Origin of the sequence: Demequina sp. NBRC 110051, from assembly GCF_002090055.1 — a bacterium.
In the GTDB taxonomy this organism is placed as follows: domain Bacteria; phylum Actinomycetota; class Actinomycetes; order Actinomycetales; family Demequinaceae; genus Demequina.
Genome location: NZ_BBRH01000006.1, coordinates 185,546 through 198,751, shown reverse-complemented (window position 1 = coordinate 198,751; position 13,206 = coordinate 185,546). Strand labels below are relative to the sequence as shown.

Genomic DNA, 13,206 nt, shown 5'->3' with positions numbered 1-13,206 from the left:
CGAAGGTCCTAGATCTCGAGCGGCGCCTTCATCACGCGCAGGTTGCCGTCCGGGTCCAGGTGCGTCGCGATGCGCACCTTCCAGCGGTCGTCGGACTCGGGGAAGTCGGTGCGCAGATGGCCGCCGCGGGTCTCCTCGCGCGTGAGGGCCGCCGCGACGAGGGCCGATGCGCAGGCGAGCACGTTCGACGTCTCCCACTCGGCGGTCTGCGGCTGGCCGCCGCGGGCATCGGCCCCGCGGAAGCGCGAGCGGACGGCGTCGAGCCTCTCCCCCGCCCGCGCGAGCCCCGCCCCGTCGCGCACGGGGCCGGCGCCGCGGTGGGCGAGCGTCTGGATCTGCGGACGCATGGTGGCCGGTACCAGGGCAGACGGACCAGGCCGGTCGACGGGCTCACGCTGCGTGACGGTGGCATCGGCCACTGCGGAGGCCGCGTCCTTCGCGGCCCGGGCGCCAAACACGAGGCCCTCGAGCAGGCTGTTGGACGCCAGGCGGTTGGCGCCGTGGACTCCTGTGCAGGCGGCCTCGCCGATCGCGTAGAGGCCGGCCACGGTGGTGCGGCCGCGCAAATCGGTGAGGATGCCGCCCGAGTGGTAGTGCTGGGCGGGCGCGACTGGGATGAGGTCGCGGGCCATGTCGATGTCGCGCTCGGCGAGGCGCTCCCAGATGGTCGGGAAGCGCTCGCGCAGGTAGCGCTTGCCCAGGTGGCGGCAGTCGAGGAAGACGTTCTCGCTTCCCTCCTCCTCCATCATCGCGACGATGCCCTTCGACACGACGTCGCGCGGGGCGAGTTCGGCCATCTCGTGGCGCTCGACCATGAAGCGCTCACCCGCGCCATTGAGCAGATAGGCGCCCTCGCCGCGGACGGCCTCGGAGATGAGCGGCTGCTGGCCGCGAGCGCCGGCGCCCTGCCACAGGACGGTGGGGTGGAACTGCACAAACTCGATGTCGGCGACCGCGGCGCCCGCGCGCAGGGCGCTCGCCAGGCCGTCGCCGGTGGAGCTCGCCGGGTTGGTCGAGGAGCGGAACACCTGGCCGATGCCGCCGGTCGCCATGATCACCGACTTCGCCAACGCAGCACCCACGCCGTCGCGCGAGCCCTCGCCGATGATGTGCAGGGTCACGCCACACACAGGGCCCGGGCGGCCGTCGGCGTCGGGCGCCGCGGTGAGGAGATCGACCACCATCGCGTGCTCGATGACCTCGATACCAGGGTCGTTGTGCACCGCCTCGAGCTGGGCGATGAGGGCGCGTGAGATCTCCGCGCCGGTCGCGTCGCCGCCCGCGTGGGCGATGCGGTCGCGGTGGTGGCCGCCCTCGCGCGACAGGGTGATGCCGCCGTCGGGGCCGGTGTCGAATAGGGCGCCGCGACCTACGAGGTCCCGCACGCGGTCCGGGCCCTCGGTCACGAGAGCGCGCACGGCGGGCTCGGAGCACAGGCCGGCGCCGGCGACGAGGGTGTCCTCCAGGTGCTCGTCGGGGGTGTCATCCGGGTCGAGAGCAGCGGCGATGCCGCCCTGCGCCCACACCGTGGAGCCCGAGCTGAGGACGCCCTTGGTGACCACGAGCACGCGGTCCACCTTGGCGCGCAGCTCGAGCGCGGCGGTGAGGCCCGCGATGCCCGAGCCGACCACGATCACGTCGGCCGTGATGGTCCAGCCCGGCGCGGGCGCGGCCAAATGACGCACAAAGGAGGTCATAGGCCCAACTTAGTGGTGGCCATCGGCTCCCCACGCCATCGGTTTGGCCCACAGTTGGGACCGATGTTCGCCAGCGAGACTCGTGTGACGTGCATGCGTGGCACATCTGGCACACCAGCCACAGGTGTGGGCCAAACCGACACGGGGTCAGGACTTGAAGGCGTCCCAGCCGCGCGAGTGGAACTCGTGCACGGGGATGCCGGAGCGCTCCAGGCCGTAGCCGTCGGGCACCGAGCCGGGGTCGTCGCACTCCTGCAGGATGCGGTTGTCGCCGTCCACGAAGACCACGTGGGGCTCGAAGGTGCGCGCCTCGTCGTCGGCGAGCATGCCGTAGGCGATCACGATGATGAGGTCGCCAGGATTCACCAGGTGCGCGGCGGCGCCGTTGATGCAGATCTCGCCGCTGCCGGGCTCGCCGGGGATCGCGTAGGTGGTCAGGCGCGCACCGTTGGTGACATCGACCACGTCGACCTGCTGGCCGGGCAAGAGGTCCGCGTGCTCCATGAGGGTCGCGTCGATGGTGATCGAGCCCACGTAGTGCAGGTCGGCTTGCGTCACGGTGGCCCGATGGATCTTCGAGATCATCATGGGCCGCTGCAGCGAGGTCATCGCTGGTCTCCTTCCGCGCTCGGTGCGATGCGCGTGGTGATGTTGTCGATCAGGCGCGTGGCACCGACGCGAGCCGCGACGGCGAGCACCACCTCTCCACGGTAGTCGTCGTTCGCCTCACTCGCGTCCGCGGGGTCGAGGGCCGCGAAGTAGTCGACGTCGAGGCCGTCTTGTGCGTCCAGGATGTCGCGGCCGGCCTTGAGCGTGGTGGTCAGGGTGGCGCCGTATTCGGCAGTACGAGCGGCCGATGCGAGGGCTCGATTCAGCGCCAGCGCTCGCTTGCGCTCGTCGGGGCTGAGAAAGACATTGCGGCTGGAGCGGGCGAGGCCGTCGTCGTCGCGCACGGTCGAGGCCGTGGCGATCTCGACGGAGAAGTTCAGGTCCCGTACCAGGGCCTTCACTGCGATGACCTGCTGGGCGTCCTTGGCCCCGAAGACCGCGACATCGGGCGCGGTGAGGTGCAGCAGCTTGGCGACGACGGTGAGGACGCCGTCGAAGTGGCCGGGGCGCGCGGCGCCTTCGAGGACTCGGCCGATGACGCCGGAGCTCACCGTGACGACGGGCTCGCCGTGCGGGTACATCTCGGCGTCCTCGGGGGCGAAGACGGCGTCGACGCCGAGGGGCTCGAGGAGCGCGAGGTCGGCGTCGAGGGTGCGCGGGTAGCTGTCGTAGTCGGCGGCCTCGTCGAACTGGAGGGGGTTCACGAAAATGGTGACGACGACCTGGTCGCCGAGTTCCTTGGCCCGGCGGATCAGCGCCAGATGTCCCTCGTGCAGGGCGCCCATGGTCATGACGACCACTCGGCGCTCGCCGCGGGGTAGGGCGGCAAGGTCCGCCGCGGTACGGATGAGTCGCATGCGGCTATTGTCCCGCGCGGCGGGGGTGCCGGGTGCCGGTGACGGGCGGCCGCTGCGTCCTGTGAGGAGGTTGATGTCAGTGGAGCCGCCAAAACTCGCATCAACCTCCTCACAGCGCGCAGGGCGGAGGGCGGGGGCGGAGCGAGGCAACGCGGCGCGAGCGGGGGCGCGCGCCCCGGCTCAGTCCGCGCCGAGCGCCGCGATGATGTCCGCGTACTGCGCGGGGCCGATGCGCCCGCCGGAGAGCGCCAGGTCCGCCGTCGCGCGCGCCATGGCGCGGTAGGCGAACAACATCTCGTCGTGGCCCGTGAGCGCGTGGACGTGGGCTGCGACCGTGCCGGCGTCGCCGCGCACCACGGGTCCGGTGAGCGTCGTGACCGCTCCAGGCGCGTCGCCCAGTGCGCCGTCCACCGACGCATGCACCAGGGGTCCGAGGACTCGAGCGGGCTCCTCGACGCCGATCCGGGCCAGCAACCCCCCGGCCTGGCTCAGCGCCGTCACCACGTGATTCGCCCCGTGCACCAGCGCCGCGTGATACGCGGGACGGTCGCGGTCGTCGAGGACGAAGGGCTCGCCGCCCATCTCGACAGCGAGCGCCTGCGCAATCGGCAGCAGCGGGGCCGCACCCGACACGGCGAACGCCGCGCCCGTCATGCGCGTGAGGTCCAGCGATGTGCCGGTGAAGGTCATCGCGGGGTGAATGGCCAGCGGCAGCGCGCCGCACCGTGCGGCGTCCGCGAGCGCCTCGGTGCCCAGCCGGCCCGAGGTGTGCACCACGATTTGTCCGCCGCGCCACGCGCCCAGCGACGCGAGGCCAGCGGCCACGGCGGCGACCGAGTCGTCGGGCACGGTGAGCAGGACCACATCGGAGGCCCGTACCACCGCCTCGGGGTCCATGACGGGCACCCCTGGCAACAGCGCGTCGATGCGCGCGAGGGTCTCGTCGGACACGCCGGTGGCGCCGACGATCTCGTGTTCCGCCGCCCGCAGCGCCGCTCCCAGCACCGCGCCCACGCGCCCCGCGCCGACGATGCCGATCGACAGGCGGCCCGGCTTACTCATGCGCCATCCTCGCGAATTCCCACGGCCGTCATCCACTGCTCGGGCGTCTGGCGCCGGCGCCCCTCCGCGGCCCGGAGAGCCTGAGCGTCAAGGAGGGCCACGGCATCGGCCATATCGAGGTGCTGCGCGACGGGCGAGACGGGCCCGTTGGTCGAGTGCACCGTAAACGTCGCGACCCCACGCCAGCGCTGCAGGGGTCCTTGGGTGAGGCCCAACGATTGCGTGCGCTCGTGCGGCACCACGAACATGTCACGCACCAGCCAGCCGCGCCGGATCATCAGCGCGCGGTCGGTGGCGCGCACGCCCCGGTGGCGCCACTGCCACGGGTCGAACAGCCGCGCGCGTCGCGTCACGGGCGTGAAGCCGCCCTCGTCGCCGGTGCCGGACAGTGCGAGCGAGACGGTGCCGGCGGGGTCGGGGTCGCCCAGGTCGGGCAGCACCAGCCACAGCGCGGTGAGCGCGTCCTGGCGCGTGCCGACGGGCAGCAGCGTGGACACCGCGGCCTGATCGTCCTGGTAACCGGCCACATTGATGGTGACCCGCCACCAGTCCTTCTTCCGCCACAGCAGCGACTGCTGGAACTGGACGGCCTGCACGCGGCCCGGCGGGACGGTCTGCCTTCGAGTCTCGGTGAGCCCGTGACGCAGCCGGATGCCGTCCTCCGAGATCGCCGCGGTGAACCCGAATCCGCCCGACAGCTGCGACCAGAAATACCCCAGCAGACCCAACGCGGCGGGCACCACGGTGAACAGCGAGGCCCCCGCTACCGCCACAATCTCGTTGAACTCGATGGGGAAGATCCACACCGCGAGCCCCACCCACAACGGCAACGTGCAGATCCACAGGAACGGCCACGACAGCACGATCGACTGCAGGAGCCGTCCGATGGGCACCTTGTACACCTCACGCTCGGGCGCCGCGGCGGTCTCGGTCAGCCCCGCCGGCCCGCCCAGCGACCTCAAGCCATCGGTCACGTCCCTCAGGGAGGCGGCCGATGCATAGGCCGGGTTCTCGCCCTCGCCTCCCACAGGGGTGGGCTGGGCGGGAAACTTAGCCACGGCATCGTCCGAGAGAACGGCGTTGACGGAAGCGTCGCGGCCCTCCGCCTTGGCGCGCTTGACGCCGGCGGCGAGGGCGAGGAGCTCGTTGCGCATGGCCTCGGCGTCGCCCAGGCGCAAATACTCCAGGGCGATGCCGGAGTTCTCGCCGCCGGCGACCTCGACCTTGAGGACCGCGAAGCCGAAGATGCGCGCGAGCAGCGGCTGGACCACGTCGACGGCCTGCACGCGGTCGAGCCGGGCCTGCTTGTGCTGCTTGAAGAGGATGCCCTTGCGTTGCTCGATGGCCTCGTCCGACAAGCGGTACTCGTCCACGCGCCACTGCAGGTAGCCGATGCCGATGGCCAATCCCACGATCAGCACCGCGCCCAGGATCACCCACAGCAGCGAGCGCCACAGCCAGTGGGCGGCCTGGACGAGTTCCTCATCCGCGCCGACCCAGTCGGGGGCGACGTTGTACAGCGCGATCGAGCCGACCACACCGAACACCGCCCAGCCGCCCAGCAGCGGGGAGACGGGGTGCAGGCGGGTCCACTCGCGCGGGGCGCGGTACACGGGGGCGGGCCGCGCTGGCTGCGGGCGCGCCGGGTCGGGCTGGGTCATCACAGGCCCGCCAGCTGCGCCTCGCCGCGGCTGGAGAGGCGGTCACGCAGGCGGGCGGCCTCGGACTCGGGGACGCCGGAGATGGACGCGTCCGTGCCGGGCGAGGCCGTATGGAGCTGCACCTTCGCGATGCCGAATGCGCGGCTGAGCGGCCCCGCCTCGACCTCGACGTACTGCATGCGGCCATAGGGCACGACGGTGACGGAGCGCCACAGCCGCCCCTTTTTCACGATGAGGTCGTCCTCGCGCTCGATCCACGCGTGCGCGGTGACCTGGCGGTAGACGATCCACGATCCCCACGCGCCGCCCACCAGGAACACGGCCGCCGCGATCCACACCCACGCGGTGGTGAGCGCGCCGACCACGACGGCGGCGATCAGAGGGAGACCCAGGCAGATCCACAGCACAATCAGCCGCGCTGGGATGAGCTTGCGGGAGACGTAGGTCCAGGCGGCGCCGCCGGGCTCGTACCAACTCATGGGCCCAGTGTGCCAGGAGGGACGGTCATGAGGTCGCGCGTTCAGGTCGCGCTAGAACTCTACGATCCACAAGTTCACAATTGCCAGATATTCCGACTGCACAGGTTTGGCATCGGGAGACCGGGCGCGCGTCGACACATGTCCGACGGTGCCGCCTCTAGCTAGCGTGGATGCCCGGCTCCTACCGCTGCGTACACGAACCGCATCGTCGGATTACGTATGTGACTCTCCCGAACCGCACCCGTCACCGCAGTAAGTCTCGTGTCACTCAGCCGGAGATTGACTACTGCAACTCGTCCACGGTGGTGGTCCAACGCTCAAAACAGTTCCGAATGCCGGTGGGGTTTCTGCAACCGCGTCAACACACCCACTGACATCGACGGTACCGGCAACCTTCCGCCGCACGGCATTAGTGCATCGATGATTGAGTCAGCCCGTGACGACGTCGAAAGTGGCTCGCGCGACAACCTCATCGGCTACCGAAAGTTCCCAGCGGTACCTACCGGGCGGGACGTCCAAGCCCTGAAAGCGCATTACCAAAGGCACACTGATGTCTGCACCACGCGGGACTCCGGGGGGACGTCCCACCTCTAACTGACCGTGGACGGCGATTTCCTGGCCCTGATCCCCGGCCAATACCGGACTTCCATCGGGATCCTTGAGTATGAGCGTCAGGGGGTGCCGTTCGTTCGTCCGGTCCCACGGGACTAGAACCTTGCCCGCAACAAACACGTTCAGGAACGGCTCACGCTTGACAATGCGGTCCCATCCACCGCCATGGACGTACAACTTCCCGCCGAGCTCTTCGGCAAAGTCGCACATCATGATGAAGGCCTCCATCAAGCAGGCACCTTCGTCGACGCATATGGGTATGACAGCGTGGATGTAAGCGTCTCGCCACTGACCTCGCGCGTGAAAACGTCAGGCTCCACGTGGCCGTATGAGACCACGCGACTGGAGACCATGCCGCGACCACTCCAAACGAGCCTGTTCGCGACCGGCTCTGGCTCGCGATACGTCGCCCAGTCAACAGCAAGCTCAAGAGTTCCGTCGGCGGAGACTTCCAGCACCTTCGCCTCTGCCTCTGCACCGTCGCGGTCCTCGACACGGACTGCATCCCCTACCTCGGGGTCAACGAAGAACGCCATCGGGCGCTTTCTACTCGCGGCGGCAACTACGAGTCCGTCGTCGGCGACGGAGTTGAAGTCTATGAAGTAGGTCAACATCTCAGTTCCTTTTTCCTAGGCGAATCGGCGACGAGAAAGCGGCATCGATTGCCTCCCAGAGATCATCGTCAAGATCTCCCGGCAATTCAAGAGTGTAGTGAGGAACCGCAAACGTCGGCAGCGCGGAGATCCCGATCGACTCGAGCGTGGCGACCGTTGAGTAACGAAACGTCTTGAACGGTCGATGCCGACAGGCGAGTGCAACCGCTTCATCAACGTCAGATACGCCAGGAAAGCCCATCGCAGAGACTCCATATGGACGGTACTTCAGCCTGCACACCTCGAGTTGGTCTTCCAAAGTCTCGCGAGTGGACAGCCCACCTCTCAGAAGAACGTCCGAAGGCGCAAGCATGTTCCGCTCGGATCGCATCGGAAGTGGCGCTGGCATGGTTGGTTCACAGTGAATAGGACCCCGCCCGTTCGCGCAAGTGCCTCAACAACCAACTCCCAATGCTTCAAACTCCGACCGGCTTTGCGGACTGACGTCGCCCCTACCGACCACTTTCCGGGCCATGCCTCGCCCGAAGTCCTTTAGTGCGTGCCAATCTCGCGGTGCGCGAGCGGGGGTTTAGGCCGGGGTGGCCTCGCCGCGGTCGTCGTCCTCGTCCGAGTGCTTGCACCAGTGCTCCGCGACCACGCCGGCGATGACGAGCAGCAGCCCTGCAGCCGCGGCGATCAGCGCAGAGATGATGACCTCGCGGCGCGGACCGTGCGACCAGTCGTCGAGCAGGCCAAGGGCATAGCCGCCGTAGGCGCCGGTCAGCACCGCGCCGCCGTAGGCGCAGGCCTGCGCGAACACGGCGGTGCGGGCGGCGCGCAGGGCGGACAGGTCGGGCTTCTTGCCGGTGAGGAAGCGTCGCACCTGCCACCCGAACCACAGCGCGCACGCGGCGGCTACCAGGGCGATCGCGGGGGCGGACCACGGCACGTGCGGCGGGGTCGCCCCCGAGGACCACAGGCCTGCGGTGAGCAGCCACACCAGGGCGAGCGCGACCAGCCCCACGAGCGTGAGGCGCTGCCAAGAAAGCGCGGACACGTTACTGAGGCGTCACGCCCGCGGGCGCCACGTCGGGCACCGCGTCCCACCCCGCGCCCACGCGCGTCAGGGCGTCGAAGCTGGCCTGACGCAGCAGCTCGGCGACGGTGCCGTGCGGCACCAGGCGGGCATCGGGCTCGATCGCGGACCACGGCTCCAACACAAAGCGTCGCAGGTACGCGCGCGGGTGAGGCAGCTCGAGGTCGGCCGAGACGCCGGTGACGCCCTCGTACTGGACAAGGTCAAGGTCGAGCGTGCGGGCCGCATTGGGCACGGAGCGCTCACGCCCGTGCGCGAGCTCGATGCCCAGCAGCGCGTTCAGCAGCTCGCGCGGCGACAGCGCGGTGTTCACGCGCACCACGCCATTGAGGTAGTCGGGCTGCTGCAGGCCGCCCTCCGGCACGGAGCGCACCAGGGGCGACACGGTCACGACCTGGACGCCGGGGATCCGGTGCAGGTCGCTCAGGGCCGTGCGAAACGTCTGCTCCACGTCGCCCAGGTTTCCGCCGAGCGCAATGAGCGCGCCGGTGGGCTGCGCGGGGCGGGCGTCCATCGTGTCGCCGCCGCCGGCCACCTCGGGAGCACCGCCAAAGCCGCCGGTGCCCAGGCCCGAGACCTCCGACCCCTCGGTCGGGTCATCCGACTCCCCCGCCGACGAGCCGATGCGCTTGTCCGCCCACAGCGAGCCCTCGCGCTGGTCGCGGCGGATGGTCACGGTGACGTCCTTGAATTCGACGTGTAGGGGCGCCTGCGGCTTGTGCACGGTGACGTCCACGCACTCGACCAGGGGGATGCCGAGCACCGTCTTGGCGATGCGCTCCGCGACAGCCTCGATGAGCTTGACGGGCTCGCCGCCCAGGACGTCGGCCACGCGGTCGGCGATCTCCGAGTAGTTCACGGAGCGCGTGAGGTCGTCACGAGCGCCGGCGGCACGCGTGTTGGTGTGCGCCACGACGTCGGCGAAGAAGAGCTGTCCGCTCTCCCGTTCTGCCTGGAAGACGCCGTGAAATCCCTCGAGTCGGATACCTTCGACGGCGATCTGATCCAGCTCGATGCCGTCCTTGACGTACGGGCGCGTGTGCACAGTCATGTCCTCACTCTTGCGTGTGTTCGGCGTTCTGCCAAGAGGACACGACCTGGACGGCGTCCCTCGCCGCCGCCGCATCGTGCACCCGCACGGCCCACACGCCGCGCTCCGCGGCAAGGGTCGTGATGGCAGTGGTGGCGTGGTCCCTCGAGGCGGCCGATGCGTCACGCCCCTCCCGCTTCACGGCGGCACCCAGGAACCGCTTACGGCTCGCACCGATCAGTACGCGGGCGTCGCCCGCCCATCCGGGGATATCTGCCACGAGCGGCCAGTTGGATTCGGCGACTTTCGAGAATCCGAGGCCCGGGTCGAGGATGATCCGTGCGGGATCGATGCCCGCGGCGGTGAGGGCCTCGACGCGCCCGGCGAGCTCGTCGCGCACCTCGGCGACCACGTCCGTGTAGCGGTCGAGGGCGTCCATCTGGGTCGAGTGCGCGCGCCAATGCATGGCGATGTAGTCGCAGCCGGCGCCGGCGATCACGGCGGCCATGTCGGGGTCGGCCAGGCCGCCCGAGACGTCATTGATGACGCTCGCGCCGGCCTCGAGCGCAGCGGCGGCGGTGGCGGCACGCATGGTGTCCACGGATACCGCAATCCCCGCCTCGACCAACCCCTTCACGACGGGCACGACCCGTGCGAGCTCTTCATCGGGGCTCACGCGCTGGGCGCCCGGACGCGTGGATTCGCCGCCCACGTCGACCAGGTGAGCCCCGTCCCGGGCGAGGCGAACGCCCTGGGCGAGTGCGGCATCGGCCGTGTGAAAGCGACCCCCGTCGCTGAAGCTGTCAGGGGTGACGTTGAGGATCCCCATGACGAGCGTCATGGGCTATTTCCCGAGGATCAGGCTCATGGCTTCCGCGCGGGTGGCGCCGTCGCGCATGATGCCGCGCACGGCGCTGGTCACGGTGCGGGAGCCCGGCTTGCGGATGCCGCGCATGGACATGCACAGGTGCTCGGCCTCGACCACGACGATCACGCCGCGGGCGCCCAGGTGGGTCACGAGGGCGTCGGCGACCTGGGTGGTGAGGCGCTCCTGGACCTGCGGGCGTCGCGCATACATCTCAACTAAGCGAGCCAACTTACTTAATCCCGTGATGCGGCCGTCCTCGCCCGGGATGTAGGCCACGTGAGCCACGCCGTGGAACGGCACCAGGTGGTGCTCGCACATCGAGTACAGCTCGATGTCCTTGACGAGGATCATCTCCTCATGGCCCAGCTCGAAGACGGTGCTGAGGATGTCGCCCGGATCCTGGTGCAGGCCCGCGAAGAACTCGTCGTAGGCGCGCGCGACGCGGCCGGGGGTGTCCTTCAGCCCGTCGCGTTCGGGGTCCTCGCCGATCGCGAGCAGTAGCTCACGTACGGCGGCCTCGGCGCGCGCGTGGTCGACCGTCATGCCTGGTCGGTTCCGTCTTGCGGAACGTCGGTCGGTGCGTCGGTACGGGGCTCAGCCGCGGCATCGGCCGGCTCCTCGCCCACGGTGTCCTTGGGCTCCTCGAGCGGCGGCGCGGGGGCGGTGACGGGCTTCTTGCGGGGCGCGGTCTTGGGCGCCCACTCGCCGCTGACCCAGTGCTTGCGCTTGGCGACCTTCTTGACGTCGGCGAAGATCTCCGCGAGCTCGGTCTCGTTGAGGGTCTCCTTCTCGAGGAGCTCCTCGGCGAGGCGGTCGAGCAGGGCGCGGTTCCCCTGGAGGGCCTTGGTGGCCTCGGCCATCGCGTTGTCCATGAGCGCGCGGACCTCGCGGTCGACGATCGCGGCGTTCTGCTCCGAGTAGTCGCGGCCGTGGCCCATGTCGCGGCCCATGAAGACCTCGCCCGAGCTGCCGGCCAGGCGCACCGAGCCGATGTCCGTGGACATGCCGTACTCGGTCACCATTTGGCGGGCGATGTCGGTGGCCTGCGAGATGTCGTTGCTGGCACCGGTGGACGGGTCGCCGAACACGAGCTCCTCGGCAATGCGTCCGCCCATCGCGTAGGCGAGGTTGTCGAGCAGCTGGTTACGCGTCTTGGAGTAGCGGTCCTCCTGCGGCATGACCATCGTGTAGCCCAGCGCACGGCCGCGCGGGAGAATCGTGACCTTGGTGACGGGGTCCGTGTGGTTCATCGCGGCCGCCACGAGGGCGTGGCCGCCCTCGTGGTACGCGGTGACGGTCTTGTCGTGGTCGTTCATCACGCGCGTGCGCTTCTGGGGGCCGGCGATGACGCGGTCGATGGCCTCATCCAGCTCCACCGGGCCAATGAGTTGGCCATCCTTGCGGGCGGTGAGCAGCGCGGCCTCGTTGAGGACGTTCGCGAGGTCGGCGCCGGTAAATCCGGGCGTGCGACGGGCGATGACCTCGAGGTCAACCTCGGGCGCCATCGGCTTGCCCTTCGAGTGCACCTCGAGGACCTTGAGGCGGCCCTTGAGGTCGGGGCCGTCGACGCCCACCTGGCGGTCAAAGCGGCCCGGGCGCAGCAGCGCGGGGTCGAGGATGTCGGGGCGGTTGGTCGCCGCGATGATGATGACGTTGGTGGTGGCGCCAAAGCCGTCCATCTCGACGAGCATCTGGTTGAGCGTCTGCTCGCGCTCGTCGTGACCGCCGCCCATGCCGGCGCCGCGGTGGCGGCCGACGGCGTCGATCTCGTCGACGAAGATGATGGCGGGGGCGTTCTTCTTGGCCTGCTCGAACAGGTCGCGCACACGGCTCGCACCCACACCGACGAACATCTCGACGAAGTCCGAACCAGAAATGTGGAAGAACGGCACGCCTGCCTCGCCCGCGACGGCGCGCGCGAGCAGCGTCTTACCGGTGCCGGGAGGCCCGTACAGCAGCACACCCTTGGGGATCTTGGCGCCCACGGCCTGGAATTTCGCGGGGGCCTCAAGGAACTCCTGGATCTCGCGCAGCTCGTCGACGGCCTCGTCCACACCGGCGACGTCGTCAAACTTCACCGTGGGGGTGTCGGGCGTCACCAGCGAGGCCTTGGACTTGCCGAACTGCATGAGACGGCCGCCGCCGCCCTGCATCGAGGACATGAGGAACCAGAAGAGGCCCACCAGCAGCAGGATCGGCAGGAACGTGAAGAGGATGGTGGTCCAGATCGAGGTCTGCGGGACCTCCGAGTCGTAGCCGCCGGCGGGGTCGGCCGCGGTGATCGCGTCGACGACCTGCTCGCCCTGCGGCGCGACGTAGAAGAACTCGACACGGTCCTGGTAGTCGGCCCACTCGGCGGGAGCGTCCTCGGGCAGGTTATCCGCGAAGTCCTCGATCAGCACCAGCTCCACGCGCTGGTCCCCGTCGACCATCTTGGCCTGGTCCACCAGGTTGGCCTCCAGCAGCGCCATGCCCTGCGAGGTGTCGATCTGCTGCACGCGCGGCGCAAACAGCCCGGAGACGAGCCAGCCCAGCACAACTGCCAGGATGATCAGCGGAATGATGCGGCGCAGACTGAAGGCATTCTTCATGGTGCTACGAGACTACGCGAGGCCACGGGGTGGCTGTGAAGGGTTTCGCTG

The 13,206-nt window shown here is 69.4% G+C and carries 13 protein-coding genes; all 13 read right to left on the bottom strand.

Features of this window, described 5'->3' with window-relative positions:
• Positions 1 to 8: 8 nt before the first annotated feature.
• The 13 genes from B7K20_RS00820 to ftsH all read right to left on the bottom strand — a co-directional run bounded on the left by B7K20_RS00820 (position 9) and on the right by ftsH (position 13,155).
• Positions 9 to 1,697, bottom strand: a complete 1,689-nt coding sequence (locus tag B7K20_RS00820) for an L-aspartate oxidase (RefSeq protein ID WP_084099614.1) — start codon at positions 1,695 to 1,697, stop codon at positions 9 to 11.
• Positions 1,698 to 1,844: 147 nt separating this feature from the next.
• A complete protein-coding gene (gene panD / locus B7K20_RS00815; RefSeq protein WP_234985640.1) occupies positions 1,845 to 2,306 on the bottom strand; it encodes an aspartate 1-decarboxylase in 462 nt (153 codons plus the stop codon).
• Positions 2,303 to 3,163, bottom strand: a complete 861-nt coding sequence (gene panC, locus B7K20_RS00810; RefSeq protein ID WP_084099613.1) for a pantoate--beta-alanine ligase — start codon at positions 3,161 to 3,163, stop codon at positions 2,303 to 2,305. The genes panD and panC overlap by 4 nt, the downstream gene beginning before the upstream one ends.
• A 180-nt stretch (positions 3,164 to 3,343) precedes the next feature.
• A complete protein-coding gene (locus tag B7K20_RS00805; protein ID WP_084099612.1) occupies positions 3,344 to 4,225 on the bottom strand; it encodes a Rossmann-like and DUF2520 domain-containing protein in 882 nt (293 codons plus the stop codon).
• Complete coding sequence (locus B7K20_RS00800) at positions 4,222 to 5,886, bottom strand: PH domain-containing protein (RefSeq protein ID WP_084099611.1); 1,665 nt, start codon at positions 5,884 to 5,886, stop codon at positions 4,222 to 4,224. Before B7K20_RS00800 ends, B7K20_RS00805 begins: the two co-directional genes overlap by 4 nt.
• Positions 5,886 to 6,365, bottom strand: a complete 480-nt coding sequence (locus B7K20_RS00795; protein ID WP_084099610.1) for a PH domain-containing protein — start codon at positions 6,363 to 6,365, stop codon at positions 5,886 to 5,888. Before B7K20_RS00795 ends, B7K20_RS00800 begins: the two co-directional genes overlap by 1 nt.
• Positions 6,366 to 6,794: 429 nt before the next feature.
• Positions 6,795 to 7,205, bottom strand: a complete 411-nt coding sequence (locus B7K20_RS00790) for a hypothetical protein (RefSeq protein ID WP_084099609.1) — start codon at positions 7,203 to 7,205, stop codon at positions 6,795 to 6,797.
• Positions 7,205 to 7,591 carry a hypothetical protein gene (locus B7K20_RS00785; RefSeq protein WP_084099608.1) on the bottom strand — a complete coding sequence of 129 codons (387 nt, stop codon included), beginning with the start codon at positions 7,589 to 7,591 and terminating at the stop codon, positions 7,205 to 7,207. The genes B7K20_RS00790 and B7K20_RS00785 overlap by 1 nt, the downstream gene beginning before the upstream one ends.
• Before the next feature lie 568 nt (positions 7,592 to 8,159).
• Positions 8,160 to 8,627, bottom strand: a complete 468-nt coding sequence (locus tag B7K20_RS00780; RefSeq protein WP_084099607.1) for a DUF3180 domain-containing protein — start codon at positions 8,625 to 8,627, stop codon at positions 8,160 to 8,162.
• Between the two features lies 1 nt (position 8,628).
• A complete protein-coding gene (gene folK / locus B7K20_RS00775) occupies positions 8,629 to 9,717 on the bottom strand; it encodes a 2-amino-4-hydroxy-6-hydroxymethyldihydropteridine diphosphokinase (RefSeq protein ID WP_084099606.1) in 1,089 nt (362 codons plus the stop codon).
• Between the two features lie 4 nt (positions 9,718 to 9,721).
• Positions 9,722 to 10,537: a dihydropteroate synthase gene (gene folP / locus B7K20_RS00770; protein ID WP_084099605.1), complete on the bottom strand. Its 816-nt coding sequence runs from the start codon at positions 10,535 to 10,537 to the stop codon at positions 9,722 to 9,724.
• A gap of 3 nt (positions 10,538 to 10,540) precedes the next feature.
• A complete protein-coding gene (gene folE, locus B7K20_RS00765) occupies positions 10,541 to 11,107 on the bottom strand; it encodes a GTP cyclohydrolase I FolE (RefSeq protein WP_084099604.1) in 567 nt (188 codons plus the stop codon).
• Positions 11,104 to 13,155: an ATP-dependent zinc metalloprotease FtsH gene (gene ftsH / locus B7K20_RS00760; protein WP_084099603.1), complete on the bottom strand. Its 2,052-nt coding sequence runs from the start codon at positions 13,153 to 13,155 to the stop codon at positions 11,104 to 11,106. The genes folE and ftsH overlap by 4 nt, the downstream gene beginning before the upstream one ends.
• Positions 13,156 to 13,206 lie beyond the last annotated feature (51 nt).